The sequence below is a fragment of the Phreatobacter sp. genome (assembly GCF_027532945.1).
Lineage (GTDB): Bacteria > Pseudomonadota > Alphaproteobacteria > Rhizobiales > Phreatobacteraceae > Phreatobacter.
Genome location: NZ_JAPZTZ010000009.1, coordinates 114,797 through 130,810, shown reverse-complemented (window position 1 = coordinate 130,810; position 16,014 = coordinate 114,797). Strand labels below are relative to the sequence as shown.

Annotated in this window: 15 protein-coding genes; 7 read left to right on the top strand and 8 right to left on the bottom strand. The window is 67.4% G+C overall.

The window, feature by feature from the left end; translation table 11 throughout:
• Nucleotides 1-14 precede the first annotated feature (14 nt).
• From greA to O9344_RS07295, 3 genes are all read right to left on the bottom strand, one after another.
• Nucleotides 15-491 (bottom strand): transcription elongation factor GreA, encoded by a 477-nt coding sequence (greA, locus tag O9344_RS07305; RefSeq protein ID WP_298474952.1) that lies wholly within the window; start codon nt 489-491, stop codon nt 15-17.
• Between the two features lie 119 nt (nt 492-610).
• Nucleotides 611-3,940: a carbamoyl-phosphate synthase large subunit gene (carB, locus tag O9344_RS07300; RefSeq protein ID WP_298474713.1), complete on the bottom strand. Its 3,330-nt coding sequence runs from the start codon at nt 3,938-3,940 to the stop codon at nt 611-613.
• Between the two features lie 254 nt (nt 3,941-4,194).
• Entirely contained in the window at nt 4,195-4,758 is a 564-nt protein-coding gene (locus tag O9344_RS07295) for a hypothetical protein (RefSeq protein WP_298474711.1), read from the bottom strand.
• Between the two features lie 185 nt (nt 4,759-4,943).
• Between O9344_RS07295 and O9344_RS07290 the strand changes: the two genes are divergently transcribed.
• Nucleotides 4,944-5,663, top strand: a complete 720-nt coding sequence (locus tag O9344_RS07290) for a response regulator (RefSeq protein WP_298474709.1) — start codon at nt 4,944-4,946, stop codon at nt 5,661-5,663.
• Nucleotides 5,663-6,997 carry an ATP-binding protein gene (locus O9344_RS07285; RefSeq protein WP_298474706.1) on the top strand — a complete coding sequence of 445 codons (1,335 nt, stop codon included), beginning with the start codon at nt 5,663-5,665 and terminating at the stop codon, nt 6,995-6,997. The genes O9344_RS07290 and O9344_RS07285 overlap by 1 nt, the downstream gene beginning before the upstream one ends.
• A gap of 7 nt (nt 6,998-7,004) precedes the next feature.
• On the opposite strand, the gene O9344_RS07280 is transcribed toward O9344_RS07285, so the two are convergent.
• The 4 genes from O9344_RS07280 to O9344_RS07265 form a co-directional block, all read right to left on the bottom strand.
• Nucleotides 7,005-7,778 carry an SGNH/GDSL hydrolase family protein gene (locus O9344_RS07280; protein ID WP_298474704.1) on the bottom strand — a complete coding sequence of 258 codons (774 nt, stop codon included), beginning with the start codon at nt 7,776-7,778 and terminating at the stop codon, nt 7,005-7,007.
• A 17-nt stretch (nt 7,779-7,795) separates the two neighbouring features.
• On the bottom strand, nt 7,796-8,992 hold the full coding sequence (locus O9344_RS07275; protein WP_298474702.1) for an OpgC domain-containing protein: 1,197 nt from the start codon (nt 8,990-8,992) through the stop codon (nt 7,796-7,798).
• 137 nt (nt 8,993-9,129) lie between these two features.
• A complete protein-coding gene (locus tag O9344_RS07270) occupies nt 9,130-10,032 on the bottom strand; it encodes an alpha/beta hydrolase (RefSeq protein WP_298474700.1) in 903 nt (300 codons plus the stop codon).
• A gap of 27 nt (nt 10,033-10,059) precedes the next feature.
• Nucleotides 10,060-10,539, bottom strand: a complete 480-nt coding sequence (locus tag O9344_RS07265) for an Lrp/AsnC family transcriptional regulator (protein ID WP_298474698.1) — start codon at nt 10,537-10,539, stop codon at nt 10,060-10,062.
• 211 nt (nt 10,540-10,750) lie between these two features.
• Between O9344_RS07265 and O9344_RS07260 the strand changes: the two genes are divergently transcribed.
• The 3 genes from O9344_RS07260 to O9344_RS07250 all read left to right on the top strand — a co-directional run bounded on the left by O9344_RS07260 (nt 10,751) and on the right by O9344_RS07250 (nt 13,474).
• The gene (locus tag O9344_RS07260; protein WP_298474696.1) at nt 10,751-11,389 is read left to right on the top strand and encodes a 2OG-Fe(II) oxygenase; all 639 of its coding nucleotides are present in this window, start codon (nt 10,751-10,753) and stop codon (nt 11,387-11,389) included.
• A 199-nt stretch (nt 11,390-11,588) separates the two neighbouring features.
• A complete protein-coding gene (gene trxB, locus O9344_RS07255) occupies nt 11,589-12,551 on the top strand; it encodes a thioredoxin-disulfide reductase (protein WP_298474695.1) in 963 nt (320 codons plus the stop codon).
• Nucleotides 12,552-12,583: 32 nt separating this feature from the next.
• A complete protein-coding gene (locus O9344_RS07250; protein ID WP_298474693.1) occupies nt 12,584-13,474 on the top strand; it encodes a LysR family transcriptional regulator in 891 nt (296 codons plus the stop codon).
• A 242-nt stretch (nt 13,475-13,716) separates the two neighbouring features.
• Here the strand turns inward: O9344_RS07250 and O9344_RS07245 are convergent, their stop codons facing one another.
• Nucleotides 13,717-13,971: an accessory factor UbiK family protein gene (locus tag O9344_RS07245; protein ID WP_298474691.1), complete on the bottom strand. Its 255-nt coding sequence runs from the start codon at nt 13,969-13,971 to the stop codon at nt 13,717-13,719.
• Between the two features lie 129 nt (nt 13,972-14,100).
• Here O9344_RS07245 and lgt point away from each other — a divergent pair, with 129 nt between their 5' ends.
• On the top strand, nt 14,101-14,916 hold the full coding sequence (gene lgt / locus O9344_RS07240; protein ID WP_298474689.1) for a prolipoprotein diacylglyceryl transferase: 816 nt from the start codon (nt 14,101-14,103) through the stop codon (nt 14,914-14,916).
• Entirely contained in the window at nt 14,913-15,986 is a 1,074-nt protein-coding gene (locus O9344_RS07235) for an SAM-dependent methyltransferase (RefSeq protein ID WP_298474687.1), read from the top strand. Before lgt ends, O9344_RS07235 begins: the two co-directional genes overlap by 4 nt.
• Nucleotides 15,987-16,014: the final 28 nt, after the last annotated feature.

Below are 16,014 nucleotides of genomic sequence, written 5' to 3'. Positions count from 1 at the left end.
GGTGCGGACAGGCCTCAGCCCCAGCGAACGTCCAGGACCTCATAGCTCTGCGGGCCCTTCGGGGTGTTCACCTCGACCGTGGCCCCCTTCCTCTTGCCGATGAGGGCGCGGGCGAGCGGCGAGGAGATCGAGATGCGGCCGGCCTTGGCGTCAGCCTCGCTGTCGCCGACGATCTGCCAGACGCGCTCCTCCTCGGTGTCCTCGTTGACGAGCTTCACCGTGGCACCGAACTTCACCGTCTCGCCGGAGAGCTTGGTGACGTCGATCACCTCGGCGCGGGCGATGAGGCTCTCCAGCTCGTGGATGCGCCCCTCGTTGAGCGACTGCTGCTCCTTGGCGGAATGATATTCGGCGTTCTCCGAGAGGTCGCCGTGGGCACGGGCCTCGGCGATCGCCGCGATGATGCGCGGGCGCTCGATCTGCTGGCGCTCCTTCAGCTCGGCTTCGAGCTTGGCGAAACCGCCGACGGTCATCGGGACCTTTTCCATGATGCTCGCCCTTGCCTTTCAATGACGAATAAAGGTCCGCGGGCCGAGGACGCCGGCCCCGCGAACCTTCACCTGTTATGCGAAGCGCCTTCCGGCAGCCCCTGTCCCGGAGAGTGCCGGGATCAGGATTGGCCGAAATAGCTCTGCAGCGAGCGGACCTCGAGGTCGCCCTCAAGATAGGCCTTGATGCCCTGGGCCGCCGCGACAGCTCCCGCAAGAGTGGTGTAATAGGGGACCTTCTGCAAGAGGGCCGCGCGCCGCAGCGAGCGGCTGTCGGCCAGCGCCTGGGCCCCTTCGGTGGTGTTGAAGACCAGCTGGACCTCGCCGTTCTTCAGCGCATCGACGATGTGTGGACGGCCTTCCAGCACCTTGTTGATCTTGCCGCAGGGGATGCCCTGCTCGACGAGATAGCGCTGGTTGCCCGAGGTGGCGATGATCTTGAAGCCGAGCTCGTGCAGCAGGCGGATCGAGTCGAGGATGCGCGGCTTGTCGTTGTCGCGCACCGACACGAAGACCGTGCCCTGCGTCGGCACGATGGTGCCGGCCCCGAGCTGGCTCTTGGCGAAGGCGGTGGCGAAGGAGCGGTCGAGGCCCATGACCTCGCCGGTCGAGCGCATCTCGGGTCCGAGCAGCACGTCGACACCGGGGAAGCGGGCGAAGGGGAAGACGGCTTCCTTGACACCCATATGGCCGAGCTGCTTCGGCGCGAGGCCGAAGGAGGCGAGGCTCTCGCCGGCCATGACGCGGGCAGCGATCTTGGCGATGGGCTCGCCGATCACCTTGGCGACGAAGGGCACGGTGCGCGAGGCGCGCGGATTGACCTCGAGCACATAGACCTCGCCGTCCTTCAGCGCGTACTGGACGTTCATCAGGCCGCCGACGTCGAGGGCAAGGGCCAGCGCCTTGGTCTGGCGCTCCAGCTCGGCGAGCATGTCCGGCTGCAGCGAATAGGGCGGCAGCGAGCAGGCGCTGTCGCCCGAATGGATGCCGGCCTCCTCGATATGCTCCATGATGCCGGCGACATAGCTGGTCTTGCCGTCGGCGAGGCAGTCGACGTCGACCTCGATGGCGTCGGAGAGGTAGCGGTCGAAGAGCAGCGGGTTCTTGCCGAGGACCGTGTTGATCTGGCCGGTCTTGTCATTGGGATAACGCGCCTTGACGTCGGCGGGCACCAGTTCGGGCAGCGTGCCCAGCAGGTAGTCGCCGAGCTGGCCCTCCTCGCGGATGATCTGCATGGCGCGGCCGCCGAGCACGTAGGACGGGCGCACGACCAGCGGATAGCCGAGCTCGCCGGCGATGAGGCGGGCCTGCTCGACCGAATAGGCGATGCCGTTCTTCGGCTGCTTGAGGCCGAGCTTGTCGAGGAGGCGCTTGAAGCGGTCGCGGTCCTCGGCGAGGTCGATGGCGTCCGGCGAGGTGCCGAGGATCGGGATATCGGCCTCTTCCAGCGCGCGGGCGAGCTTCAGCGGCGTCTGGCCGCCGAACTGGACGATGACGCCCTTCAGCGTGCCGCGGGTCTTCTCGCGCTCGAGGATCTCGATGACGTCTTCCGCCGTCAGGCTCTCGAAATAGAGGCGGTCGGAGGTGTCGTAGTCGGTCGAGACCGTCTCCGGATTGCAATTGACCATGATGGTCTCGTAGCCGGCGTCCGACAGCGCGAAACAGGCGTGGCAGCAGCAATAGTCGAACTCGATGCCCTGTCCGATGCGGTTCGGGCCGCCGCCGAGGATGACGACCTTCTGCCGGTCCGAGGGCGCGGCCTCGTCGGCGAGGTGGCCGGCGAAGGGCGTCTCGTAGGTCGAGTACATATAGGCGGTGGGCGAGGCGAATTCGGCGGCGCAGGTGTCGATGCGCTTGTAGGCCGGGCGCACATCGAGGGCGCGGCGGGCTTTTGACACCTCCGCCTCGGTCTTGGCCGTCAGCACGGCGAGACGGGCGTCGGAGAAGCCCATGGACTTGAGACGGCGGAAGGCGCCGGCGGTGGCCGGCAGGCCCTTGGCGCGGACCTCGGCCTCGACATCGACGATGCCGCGGATCTGCTCGAGGAACCACGGGTCGATGCGGCAATAGGCGTGGATCTCCTGGTTGGAGATGCCGAGGCGCATGGCTTGGACGACCTTCAGGAGGCGATCGGGGGTCGGCGTGCCCAGGGCGGCGCGGATGGCGTTCTTGTCGTCACCCTTGCCGAGGCCCTCGATCTCGATCTCATCGAGGCCGGTGAGGCCGGTCTCCAGGCCGCGCATCGACTTCTGCAGCGATTCCTGGAAGGTGCGGCCGATGGCCATGACCTCGCCCACCGACTTCATCGAGGTGGTGAGGACCGGGTCGGCGCCGGGGAACTTCTCGAAGGCGAAGCGCGGCACCTTGGTGACGACGTAATCGATGGTCGGCTCGAAGGAGGCCGGGGTCGCGCCGCCGGTGATGTCGTTGCGAACCTCGTCCAACGTGTAGCCAACGGCGAGCTTGGCGGCGACCTTGGCGATGGGGAAGCCGGTCGCCTTGGAGGCGAGCGCCGAGGAGCGGGACACGCGCGGGTTCATCTCGATGACGACGAGGCGGCCGTCAGCGGGGTTCACCGCGAACTGGACATTGGAGCCGCCGGTCTCGACGCCGATCTCGCGCAGGACGCGGATCGAGGCGTCGCGCATGATTTGGTATTCCTTGTCGGTCAGCGTCAACGCCGGGGCGATGGTGATGGAATCGCCGGTATGGACGCCCATCGGATCGAGGTTCTCGATCGAGCAGACGATGATGGCGTTGTCCGCGCGGTCGCGGACCACCTCCATCTCGAACTCCTTCCAGCCGAGCACGCTCTCCTCGACCAGCACCTCGGTGGTGGGCGAGGCATCGAGGCCGCGCTCGACGATCTCGATGAACTCGGCCTTGTTGTAGGCGATGCCGCCGCCGGTGCCGCCCATGGTGAAGGACGGGCGGATGATGGCCGGCAGGCCGATATCGTCGAGCACGTCGAGGGCAGCGCCCAGCGACTGGACGACATGGCTCTTCGGCGTCTGCAGGCCGATCTTGGCCATGGCCTGGCGGAAGCGCTCGCGGTTCTCCGCCTTGTCGATGGCATCCGCCCGGGCGCCGATCATCTCGACGTCGAACTTTGCGAGGACGCCCATCTCCTCGAGCTTCAGCGCGGTGTTCAGCGCGGTCTGGCCGCCCATGGTCGGCAGCAGGGCGAACCCGCCGGGAACGGCGTTTCGCTCCTTCTCGATGATCTTAGCAACGATTTCCGGCGTTATCGGCTCGATATAGGTCGCATCCGCCATATTGGGGTCGGTCATGATCGTCGCCGGGTTCGAATTGACCAGGACGATGCGATACCCCTCCTCCTTCAGCGCCTTCACCGCCTGGGTGCCCGAATAGTCGAACTCGCAGGCCTGGCCGATGACGATCGGACCGGCGCCGATGATCAGGATGGAGGAGATGTCGGTGCGTTTCGGCATGAGGCTCCGGCCCTTGGAAGGCTCGTTGGGTCAGGGACGCGCGGCGCAAAAAAAGAGGCCGGACTCCCCAAGAGCCAGCCTCCCGCAACCGCCTACCCTGAACGTCGGGTCGCGTGATTAAGCGGCCCCTATAGACGCCTTTCCCGCCGATGGGAAGCACTGGACCGCCCTGCCCGCCCGCGGCGGTGGACAAGCGACGCGAAAAGGCCGCCGCGCCGGTCAAGCGCGACGGCCTGGAGCGGGTCGACGAGCGATCAGGCGGTGACGTCGAAGAGCTTGGACGTGGTCGCGCCGGAGGTCGCCTCACCCGATGTGCCGTAGCCGGAGCCGAGCTTGTCCTGAAGCTGCTTCAGGAAGTCCTGCAGCGCCGTGCTGACCGCCGAATCATTGGTGGTGATCGTGAAAGTGGTCGTGCTGCTGTCGCCGTCCTCGCCGGGCGGCGGGCCGGGGGGCGGACCGCCGGCGCCATGGGGACCGCCGTGACCACGCGGGCCGCCGGAGAAGGTCTTGTCGAAGACCTCCTGCAGTTCCTTGGCCTGGTCCTCGGTGAGGGTGCCGGCCTCGACCTGCTGCGAGATCAGGTCGCTGATCTTCTGCTTGGCCTCGTCCGGAGATGGCGGTGCCATGCGCGTCGAGGAGAACGAGCCGCGGTCGGCCTTCATGGCCTGGTCGATGGTGTCCAGGGCGTTGGAGAGCGCGCTCTCGTCCGAGGACGAGACCGCGCCGGACGCGACCTGGGATGCGAGGGTATTCTGCAGCATGTCGCGCGGCGACAGCCGCTGCATGCCGTACGAGGACGAGGAAATCGTCGTCGTCATGGGAGCCTCCTGTGGATGGCGGTGGCAGGGGTACGCTGACATCCACGAGGACGCGCCCGCAGGCTTAATGAGACGTTATTCGCACGTATCACTTGGTTTCAGTTGATTTCCGAGCCCGTGACGTGAAACAGACGGAAACAAATTTGCGTTTCCCGGCACCGCCCGCCTCCCCTAATCCTCGGCCCATGTCCACCGAGCCGCACATTCTGATCGTCGAGGACGACCGCGAGATTCGCGCCCTCATGGCGCGTCTGCTCAAGGCCAACGAGTTCCGCGTCTCCACCGCGAGTGACGGTCGCGAGATGGACCGGATCCTTGCCGACAGCCGCATCGACCTCGTCATCCTCGACGTGATGCTGCCGCAGGAGGACGGATTGTCCATCTGCCGCCGCCTGCGGGCGCAGCGACAGATCCCCATCATCATGGTCTCGGCCAAGGGGGAGGAGGTCGACCGGGTGATCGGCCTGGAGATCGGCGCCGACGACTATCTGGTGAAGCCCTTCGCCGCGCGTGAGCTGCTGGCGCGGGTGCGTGCGGTGATGCGCCGGACATCGGGGCCTGTGGACACGCTGCCCGCGGATGCCGCCCACCTCTTCCGCTTTCACGGCTGGACCCTTGACGCGCTTCGACGCACCATCACCGACCCGTCAGGCGCCCGCGTCTCGGTGACCGACGGCGAATTCGACCTGCTGCGGGTGCTCTGCCAGCGGCCCGGCCGGGTGCTCAGCCGCGACCAGCTGATCGACCTGACGCAGGGCCGCGCTGCCGGGCCGAATGAGCGCAGCATCGACATCCTGGTGGTGCGCCTGAGGCGCAAGATCGAGGCCGACCCGCAGCGGCCGGACTTCATCAAGACGGTGCGCTCCGGCGGCTATATGTTCACCCCGGACGTCGAGGCGTCGTGATGGCGCGCGAGGGCGGCCGGTTCTGGACGCGCCTGCTGCCCGACCGGATCGCGGCACAGATCGCTTTGCTGGTCGTGATGTCGGTTCTGCTGCTCCATGCCGCGGTCTACATCACCGTGGTGTCGATCCGCCGTGGCCCTCCCCCGGAGCATCCAGCCGAGACAACAGGCCGCGTGGCCGGCTTTGTACAAATGCTAGATGCCGCGCCGCTCGCCGAGAGAGCCGCCCTCATCGCGCGGATGGCCCAGGCCTCGCCGGGCCTCACCCTCACCTATCCGTTTGCACAGACGAGCGGGTCGCCTCGCGCCCAGGATCCCCGGGCGCAGCACCTGCGCCGCCTGCTCAGGGGCAATCTTGTCGTCGCCGACCCCGAGCAAAGCGACGACCCGCGCCGCGTCCGCATCCCCGTTACCCTCAGCGACGGAACGGTCGTGGCGGTCACCCTGCCCTTCGATCAACCGCCTGGCGCGCCTCCCGGGTTCGGCGGCGCGGTGATCGGAACCGCGATTTTCCTGCTGCTCATCCTCAGTCTTCTCGGCACGTGGACGGCGCTGTTCCTCCTGCGCCCGCTTCGGGCCATGGAGACAACGGTGGAAGCCTACGGCAGCGGTGACACGCATACGCCGCTGCCGGAGACAGGACCGCGGGAGATCCGAACCGTCTCGAAGGCCATCAACCGCATGCAGGAGCGCATCACGCGGCTCTTGGAGGACCGCACGCGTACGCTCGCGGCCGTCGGCCACGACCTGCGCACGCCGATCACCCGGCTGCGCCTGCGCGCCGAGATGCTGGAGGACACGCCGGAAAAGGCACGGATGCTGGCCGATCTCGACCAGATGGACGCAATGGTCCAGAGCGCCCTCAGTCATCTGCGCGACGGTCGCGGCACGGGCCAGTCAGCCACCTTTGATCTGCACAGCCTCCTGCAGACGATCGCCGATCGCTACCAGGATGTCGGCAAGCCCGTGACCATGGTCGAGACCGGGCGCCTCGCCGTTCGCGGCCGGGCCCTCGACATCGACCGTGCGGTCACGAACATCGTCGACAACGCGCTCAAGTATGGCGAGACCGCCGCCATCGCGTTGTTCCGCGTTGGCGAATGCGCGGTGGTGGAAATCAGCGACGAGGGTCCGGGCATTGCCGCTGAGCGGCGGGAGGCCATGTTCCAGCCCTTCGTGCGGGGCGACGAGGCGCGGAACATGAACGAGGCCGACGGTTTCGGACTCGGCCTGTCGATCACCCGCGCGGTGGTCGAGGCGCACGAGGGCACGATCAGCTTCGCCGATCGCAAGCCGAAGGGTTTTACGGTCAGGGTGACCTTGCCGGTCGCGTGACGACGGCTCAGCGAGTGACGGCAACCTCGGGAACGGCCCGCGGCGAGAGCTTCTCGGCGAGCGTGCGGGCGAGGTTTACACCGATGCAGTAATAGCTCGCATCGACCTGGTGCTGCTGACCCTCGGCCGGCAAGACCTCTTCGGGCCGCAGCCGCCCCTCGCCTAGGAGCATCGCCACCATGTCGTTGCGACGGAAGACCGGCGTGCCGGTCTCGACGGCGACCTCGTGGAGGGCCGCGACATAGGCAGGGTAGCTGGGGAAGCGTTCCATGCGCGGCAGCGGGATCTGGTCCATCAGCACCACGTCCACGCCGGCCTGGCGCAGCTTGGCGATGCCCTTGCGCAGGATGCGCTTAAAACGGTCGATCCCCACATCGTTGATCGCGTCGAAAACGCCGGTCTGCCAGATGACCAGCTTCGGCTCCTCGCCGAGCACGTCGTCATCGATGCGCTGGTACATCTGGTGGGCGGAATTGCCGGCAATGCCGGCATTGACCACGTCGATCTGGTGGCCCGGCAGAAGACGCCCGAGCTCCTGGCGGAGGATGGCGGGATAGGTGCGGTCCTGGGAGGAGGAGCCGACGCCGAAGGTCGAGGAGGATCCGAGCGCCACGACGGTCAGCTTGCCGCCATCGGCAATCAGGCCGCGGGAGGCACTGAGGTCTCCCCCAAAGCCGCGCATCTCGCGTGCGACCGTACAGGCTGTGTCGGCGCGCAGTTCACTGGCGCCGGCGGCGGTGACAGCACCAGCGAGGACGAGGCCCGACGCGGAGAGCCGCACTAGCCTTCCAATCATCCTCACGCGGTCTTCACCTCGCCTGCCGTGGTTGCCGGAGCGGGCGCCTTGGCCGTGGCGCCGCGATACCATTCAAGCACACTGGCCATCAGGAGCAAGCTGCCAATGCCGACGACATTAACAGCCACCTGCATGGCCCAGCCGCGACCGATCTCGGTGAGGGCGAAGGTGCCGAGCAGCGACAGGATCACGCCGGAGCAGAAGAGCGGCAGCGAGTGTCGGCCGGCCTGTTCCAGCAAGGCGCCGGCACCGGCGCGAAGCCAGCGGGCGTCCCGCGGCACGTGCGCGGCGACGAGATAGGCGAGCGACAGGGCATGGGCGAGGCGCCACATCGACAGATTGGTCTTGTCGAGGTCGAGGCGCCATTCGTCGGGCAGGACCACGCCCTCAAAGCCCGGAACGGCCGCCCAGGGCGCGGCGCTGACGAGGCCGAAGGCGACGACGGCAAGGGCGACGAGGGTCAGGACCGGTGAGCGCGGCAGGGCAACGCCGCTGAGCAGCGCGTGGCCGGCGACGACGCCGATGGTGAAGATCAGCTGCCAGGCGAAGGGGTTGAAGAACCAGTTGCCGCCGGTCGACAGGTTCGGCAGCGCCCAGCCGAACTCCAAGGCTGCGGCATAGAGGCCGACCGACACCGCCAGGGCCAGCGCCGGCGCCTTGCGGGCAAGCACCCAGAGCAGCGGCAGCATGGCCAGCAGCAGCACGTAGAGCGGCAGGATGTCGAGATAGTTCGGCAGGAAGAGCAAGGCGACCGTCTGCAGGATCGTCGTCGCCGGGTCCTGGAAGAAAGGCAGGATCGCCACGTGCTCATAGTAGAGCGGGTTGCCGAAGCGCACGGCCATGAAGGCCACCGCCACCGCGGTGAAGACGAAGAGGCCAAGATGGGCGAGGTAGAGCTTCCAGATCCGCGCCACGACCTGAGCCGTGCCGGTGAGCCAGCCGCGACGATCCATGACGCCGCCATAGGCAAGCGCGGCGGAGAAACCGGCGAGCAGGACGAAGGCCTCCGCTGCGTCGGAGAAACCCATCGACGACGGTGTCAGGCGGATCAGCACATTGCCCGCCACATGGTCGATGAAGATGACCAGCAAGGCGAGACCGCGGAAGATGTCGACGCGCGGGTCACGCTCCACGCGCACGGCGCCCGCGGGCGACGCGCCGAACCAGAACCAGGAACCGAAGCCGAGCGGGCTGGACATGAAGGCCGTTGGTGAAAGCGACAGGGGCGGGCGAGAGGCAGGAAATTCGGGCAGACGTTCTGCTGCACTGCGACAAGCCGATACCCTCTTATGGTCACCAAACCCTGAACGGGCTAATCACGTCCCGCTGATCGCGCTCACGACTTCGCGAGCATGGCGGCAATTCGCTCGCGCACCAGGTCAGGACGCTCCATCGGGAAGAAATGCGTGGTCTGCGCATCAAGCGTTTCGGCGACGGTGCGGGGGGCGACCCGCATGACCTTGGCCGCGCCACCGACAACGGTGGAGCCACTGCCGGCCGCGAGAAGATGCACCGGCATGGGGACGCGCTTGAGGGCCTGCCAGGAAGCGTGGCGCTGGGCCGAGAAGGTGGCGGATTCCCAGGCCGGGGCGCAGGCCAGGCGCACACCCTCGGGATCGGCGACGAAGCCGCCCTCCACATAGGCATCGAGGAAGCCGGGGCTCCAGGTCGAGAAAGCCTTGCGGGTGCGGTAGGTGGCAAGCGCCTCCGTCTTGGACGGGAAGACCGGGCGGCGCTTGGCGGCGCCGACGGCGAGGCCGAAGCGGCGCGACCGGGCCCGTCCCCAGGGCGTGTAGAGGGCGAAGCGCACGGCAGGCGGCATGAAGACCGGATCGAGCAGAACGATCCCCCTCACCGCCTTTGGCCGCTGGCTGGCGGCGAGCAACGACACCATGCCACCCATGGAATGGCCGGCGAGCACGACCGGCGGCGCGCCTTCCGGCACCCAGTGATCGAGAACCGCGATGATGTCGCGCGCATAGGGCCACCAGTCGATCAGGCCGGCAGGATCGGCAGGCACGGTCGAGAGGCCGTGGCCGCGCTGGTCGATGGCGGCAACCGCTGCATCCGCGGCCAGCGGCGCCAGCAACGGATCATAGGTCAGGGCGTTGAAGCCGGTGGCGTGCAGGAAAATGAGATCGGGCGCGCCCTCCTGCCGTCCCCAGCGCAGGACCGACAGGGACCCATCTCCCACGGTGAGGTCGGACCTGCGGGCGGCTGTGGTGAAAATGTCGGTCATGCAGGCCGCTTTGCAGGGTTCTGGCCGTCAGTCGGCCGGCGCGATCTTCAGCGGCACCGCGGCCTCGTCCTTGACCTGGCCAAGGGTGAGAACCGTGCGGACATTGCGCACGTTCGGCGTCGCCGTCAGTTCACCGACGAAATGCTGGAAGCTCGCGAGATCCGGGGCGACGCATTTCATCACGAAGTCGAAGTCGCCGGAGACCGTGTGGCATTCGCGGATGACCGGCCAGTGTCGCACCTTCTCGGAAAAGGCGTTGAGGTCAGCCTCGGCTTGGCTGGCAAGGTGGACCATGGCGAAGACGGTGACGCCGTAGCCGAGGCGCTCGGCGGCCAGCAACGCGCGGTAGCCGCGGATGATGCCCATCTCCTCGAGAGCCCTGACGCGCCTGAGGCACGGCGGCGCGGAAATGCCGACACGGCTTGCCAACTCGACGTTGGTCATCCGGCCGTCGGCCTGGAGCTCCTTCAGGATCTTCCAGTCGATGGCGTCAAGGCGGGCCTTCACGGGGCGCGTCTCCGGTTTGGCGAGCGGCGGGGCTTGACCAGCCGGATAGCGCAGCCCCCCTGCCCCCGCAACAAAATTTCGCCGCAACCCTGCCTCACGTGTCGGGGGTTGCGAAGATGGGCCGCAGCGCGGCTTGTGACTTTTGCCGACGCCGCGCGTTGCCCATCATCCGCGCTCATTTTTTGCGACGACTGATTTTCAGAGGCTTGCCATGAGCTTGATCGATCTCGACCGCCTGCGGTCGACGCCCCTGCAGACCGACCCCTACGACTATGTGGTGGTGCCGAATTTCGTGAAGGCCGACCGGCTGCAGGACATCCTGAAGGATTATCCTGATGTTCCGGGCCCCGGATCGCATCCGCCCTCGGTCCTCGACATCCGCGGTGACTTCAAGGCGCTGATGGATGAGCTCGACCAGGAACCGTTCCGGACAATCGTCGAGGACAAGTTCCGCATCGACCTGGCGGGCCGGCCGACCATGTACACCGTGCGTGGCTATACCCGCGCCACGGACGGCAAGATCCACGCGGATTCCGAGACCAAGATCATCACCGTCCTGCTCTACATGAACGATGACTGGGACGCCGATGGCGGGCGCCTGCGCATCCTGCGCAGCGGTAGCGACCTCAACGACCATGTCGCGGAGATCCCACCGAACGGCGGCACGCTGTTGATCTTCAAGCGCTCGGACAAGTCCTGGCACGGCCATGAGCCCTTTGCCGGCAAGCGCCGCGCCATCCAGATGAACTGGGTCACCAGCCAGACCGTCGTCGATCACGAGCAGGGCCGCCACGCCCGTTCCAGCCGGTTCAAGAAGTTCATCCGGATGATCACCGGCAAGGCCGCCTGAGGGTCTTCACGCATCGCATGTCGCGGCCTGCGTATCGGCATGCGATGCGTCTCATTCAGAAATCTGACGAATTCCATCAACGCTTTTCGTCGCAGGGCTGGGGAACAAGGCCCATTCAGCCTTGCGTGGCGTGCATAGCTACTTCACATTACCGGCCATCCGAGAGCGGTTTCTCCCTCTTTTCCCCGGCCGGACTATCATGGGCATTCAGCACGAGCGCGTCGTCATCATCGGTTCGGGTCCCGCCGGCTACACCGCAGCCATCTACGCCGCCCGCGCCATGCTGAAGCCGGTCCTGATCCAGGGCATCCAGCCGGGCGGCCAGCTCACCATCACCACCGACGTCGAGAACTATCCGGGCTTCGCCGACGTCATCCAGGGCCCCTGGCTCATGGAGCAGATGGAGAAGCAGGCGGCCCATGTCGGCACCCGCATCGTCTATGACCATGTCTCCGCGGTGGACCTGAAGCAGCGGCCGTTCCGGCTCACCTGCGATAGCGGCGCTGTCTATGAGACCGAGGCGCTGATCATCTGCACCGGCGCCCAGGCCAAGTGGCTGGACCTGCCCTCCGAGCAGAAGTTCCGCGGCTTCGGCGTCTCGGCCTGCGCCACCTGCGACGGATTCTTCTACCGCAACAAGCAGGTGCTGGTGGTCGGCGGCGGCAACACGGCCGTCGAAGAAGCGCTCTTCCTCACCAATTTCGCCGCCAAGGTGACCGTCGTCCACCGGCGGGACTCCTTCAAGGCCGAGCGCATCCTGCAGGACCGGCTCTTCGCCCATCCGAAGATCGAGGTGGTCTGGGATTCGACACTCGACGAGATCCTCGGCCGCGACGACCCGGCTGCCGTGACAGCCGCGCGACTGCGCAACATCAAGACCGGCGAGACGCGGGATTTGCCGGTGGACGGTGTCTTCATCGCCATCGGCCATGCGCCGGCGGTTTCGCTCTTCGAGGGGCAGCTCCGCCAGAAGCCTTCGGGCTATCTGTGGACCGCCCCCGATTCCACCGCCACGGACATTCCCGGCGTCTTCGCCGCGGGTGACGTGACGGACGACATCTACCGGCAGGCGGTCACCGCTGCCGGCATGGGATGCATGGCCGCGCTCGAAGCCGAACGGTTCCTCGCCCACCACGCGACGATCCGCCAAGCCGCAGAATAAGACGCACAAGGCAGCCGGCTCCGGGGGATAGAATGGACTGGGACAAGCTGAGGATTTTCCACGCCGCCGCAGCAGCCGGCAGCTTCACGCATGCGGCTGACACGCTGGGCCTGTCCCAGTCGGCGGTCTCCCGACAGGTCTCCTCGCTGGAGCAGGACCTGAAAGTGCCGCTGTTCCACCGCCACGCGCGCGGTCTGGTTCTCACCGAGCAGGGCGAGCTTCTCTATCACACGGCGCAGGACGTGCTGATGAAGCTTGAGAGCGCCAAGGTGAAGCTCACCGATTCGAAGGAGCGCCCGAACGGCGAGCTGAAGGTGACGACGACCGTCGGCCTCGGCACCGCCTGGCTGGCGCCGCGCCTCGGCGAGTTCCTCGACCTCTATCCCGACATCCAGATCAAGATGATCCTCACCGATGAGGAGCTCGACCTGTCGATGCGCGAGGCCGATGTCGGTATCCGCGTGCGCCAGCCGGTGCAGCCCGACCTGATCCAGCGCAAGCTGTTCCAGATCAAGTTCCACGCCTTCGCCTCGTCGGACTATCTGAAGCGGCACGGCACACCGAAGAGCGCCGCCGAGCTCGATGGCCACCGCATCCTCGCCTTCGGCGGGCGTGCGCCGAACTACATGCAGAACGTCACCTGGCTGTCGACGGCGGGCCGCAACGGCATGTCGCCGCGCTCCTTCGCCATGACGATCAACAACATTTCCGGCCTGGTGGCGGCGGTGGAGAACGGCATCGGCATCGCCGTACTGCCGGACTATCTCATCCGGGACGGCTCGGGGCTGGTGCAGATCCTCGACGAGGAGGAGATGCCTGTTCTCGACGCCTGGTTCGTCTATCCCGAGGAGCTGAAGTCGGTCGCCCGCGTGCAGGTGTTCCGCGACTTCCTGGTGTCCAAGGCCTCGCGCTGGCCGGGGTGAGCGGCGGTTGCCGTTTCCCCGAGGAACGCGCCCTGCATCGCGCAAGTGCGTCCTTCGAGGCTCGCTGCCGCTCGCACCTCAGGATGGGGACCGTCGTGTGTGGCGCCTCGGGTTAGGCGCCTTCAGCGCACCGCTCATGCGGAACGGGACCTGCAGCTCGCAACCTTCCTCATCCTGAGGTGCGAGCGGCAGCGAGCCTCGAAGGACGCATTTCCGAAGGGCAAAGCGTCAAAGCCTGACGGTCACCCTGCCGAGAGCCGCGCCTCCAGCGCCTCGATGCGGGCCTTGAGCGCCTCGTTCTCTTCGCGCGCCTTCACCGCCATCTCGCGCACGGCCTCGAACTCCTCGCGGCTCGGCAGGTCCATCTCGCGCAGCAGGCGCTCGGCCTGGGTCTTCACGAAGGTGTCGGCCTCGCGCTTCATGCCCTGGGCGAAGCCGGCGGCGTCGGTCATGAACTTGGCGAACTCGTCGGCGATGCGATCGGTGGTCTGGGTCATGGAACGCGCCTCCTCGGCGTCGTGATGGGTCTGGGAGAGGGTATGGGGACCCCGCCGCGCCGTTGCAAGGGCTCGCGGCGTCGTCGCGCCGGTCTTGACCGCGTCGCGGGGCGCGGGCACAGCACCGCCATGCCGCTGCTCGCCCTGCCCTTCCCCGTGATCGACCCGGTGCTGATCGAAATCGGCCCGCTCGCCATCCGCTGGTATGCGCTCGCCTATATTGGCGGCTTCCTCTTCGGCTGGTGGCTGGCCAAGCGCCTGCTCGCCACCGACCGGCTCTGGGCCGGGGGCAAAGCGCCAATGCCGCCCGCGGCCATCGACGATGCCATCGTCTGGGCGGCGCTGTGCGGCATTCTCGGCGGCCGTCTCGCCTTCGTGCTTATCTACAATCTCGATTATTACATCGCCCATCCGGCGGCGATCCTCGCGGTCTGGGAAGGCGGCATGGCCTTCCACGGCGGCATTGTCGGCGCGGTCGTCGGGCTCACCATCTTCGCCCGCCGCAACAGCCTGCCCGTCCTGCCGCTGATCGACCTCGCGGCGATCGTCGCACCCATCGGCATCGCCCTCGGGCGCCTCGCCAATTTCATCAAGCCGGAGCTGTGGGGCCGCGTCACCGATGTGCCCTGGGGAATCATCTTCCCCGGCGCCGGTCCTGATCCGCGCCATCCGAGCCAGCTCTACCAGGCGGGAACGGAAGGCCTCCTGCTCTTCGTCGTCCTGCTCCTCATCGCCCGCTCCGGAGGCTTGAAGCGCCCAGGCTTCCTCGCCGGCTGCTTCGGCATCGGCTACGGCCTTGCCCGATCCTTCGGGGAACTCTTCCGCCAGCCCGATCCGCAGCTCGGCTTCCTCTTCGCCGGGGCGACCATGGGCCAGTTGCTGTCGCTGCCGCTGATCGCCGTGGGAATCTGGCTGGTGCTGCGGTCACGCCGCGCTGCCGCATGACGCCGCTGGCCGAGGACCTCGCCGCGCTGATCGCCAGCGAGGGCCCGATCCCGGTCGATCGCTACATGGCTCTGGCGCTCGGTCATCCGCGCCACGGCTATTACATGACGCGCGACCCCTTCGGTGCTGCGGGCGACTTCGTCACCGCACCGGAGATCAGCCAGGTCTTCGGCGAGCTGATGGGGGTCTGGGCGGCTTCGGCCTGGGAGGCCATGGGCCGGCCGGACCGCGTGCAGCTGGTCGAGATCGGCCCCGGGCGCGGAACGCTGATGGCCGATCTCCTCAGGATGGCCAAGGCCCTGCCCGCCTTCGCCGCGGCCCTCGACGTGCATCTTGTCGAGACATCGCCGGTCCTCGCGGAGCGCCAGCGGCAGGTGCTTGGGGATGCAGCGACCTGGCATCGCGGCCTCGATGAGGTGCCGCCGGGCCCGACCCTGCTCATCGCCAACGAGTTCCTCGACGCCCTGCCGATCCGCCAGTTCGTCCGGGCTGACGCGGGGTGGCGCGAGAGGCTGGTGGGCATGCGCGATGGCGCCTTCGCCTTCGGCCTGTCGCGCGATCCCGTGCCGCCCGGCCTCTTGCCGGACGCCCTGCGCGAGGCCTCGCCGGGCACGCTGGTGGAGATCTGTCCGGCCTTCGCCTCGCTCGCAGCGGCGCTCGCGGCGCGCGGCGCGCCGCTTGCCGCCCTCTTCATCGACTACGGCCACGCGACAAGTCGTGGCGGTGAGACGCTACAGGCGGTGAAGGCCCATCGTCCCGTCGATCCCCTGGCTGAACCGGGCGATGCCGACCTCACGGCCCATGTCGACTTCGCCGCCTTCGCGGCGGCAGCCCGCAGCGCGGGCCTCAGTGCCGGACCCGTGGTGACGCAGCGCGACCTGCTCTTCGGGCTTGGGCTTGCGGAGCGGGCGGAGCGGCTGGCCGCAGCCCGGCCGGAGGCCTTCGAGACGCTGCGCGCCGGCGTCGAGCGTCTGGTCGACCCGGCTCCGACCGGCATGGGCAGCCTGTTCAAGGCGATCGCGCTCGCCAGTGACCGGGATGTCCTCGCGCGCCTGCCGCTCGTCGATTGACAGTCCATGGCGAAGCAGATTTCGCTTC

Bases quoted from the DNA above. Each gene is read 5' to 3' on its own strand.
- carB (WP_298474713.1), bottom strand. From the start codon at position 3,940: ATGCCGAAACGCACCGACATCTCCTCCATCCTGATCATCGGCGCCGGT.
- O9344_RS07295 (WP_298474711.1), bottom strand. From the start codon at position 4,758: ATGACGACGACGATTTCCTCGTCCTCGTACGGCATGCAGCGGCTGTCG.
- O9344_RS07290 (WP_298474709.1), top strand. From the start codon at position 4,944: ATGTCCACCGAGCCGCACATTCTGATCGTCGAGGACGACCGCGAGATT.
- O9344_RS07285 (WP_298474706.1), top strand. From the start codon at position 5,663: ATGGCGCGCGAGGGCGGCCGGTTCTGGACGCGCCTGCTGCCCGACCGG.
- O9344_RS07275 (WP_298474702.1), bottom strand. From the start codon at position 8,992: ATGTCCAGCCCGCTCGGCTTCGGTTCCTGGTTCTGGTTCGGCGCGTCG.
- O9344_RS07270 (WP_298474700.1), bottom strand. From the start codon at position 10,032: ATGACCGACATTTTCACCACAGCCGCCCGCAGGTCCGACCTCACCGTG.
- O9344_RS07260 (WP_298474696.1), top strand. From the start codon at position 10,751: ATGAGCTTGATCGATCTCGACCGCCTGCGGTCGACGCCCCTGCAGACC.
- trxB (WP_298474695.1), top strand. From the start codon at position 11,589: ATGGGCATTCAGCACGAGCGCGTCGTCATCATCGGTTCGGGTCCCGCC.
- O9344_RS07250 (WP_298474693.1), top strand. From the start codon at position 12,584: ATGGACTGGGACAAGCTGAGGATTTTCCACGCCGCCGCAGCAGCCGGC.
- O9344_RS07245 (WP_298474691.1), bottom strand. From the start codon at position 13,971: ATGACCCAGACCACCGATCGCATCGCCGACGAGTTCGCCAAGTTCATG.
- lgt (WP_298474689.1), top strand. From the start codon at position 14,101: ATGCCGCTGCTCGCCCTGCCCTTCCCCGTGATCGACCCGGTGCTGATC.
- O9344_RS07235 (WP_298474687.1), top strand. From the start codon at position 14,913: ATGACGCCGCTGGCCGAGGACCTCGCCGCGCTGATCGCCAGCGAGGGC.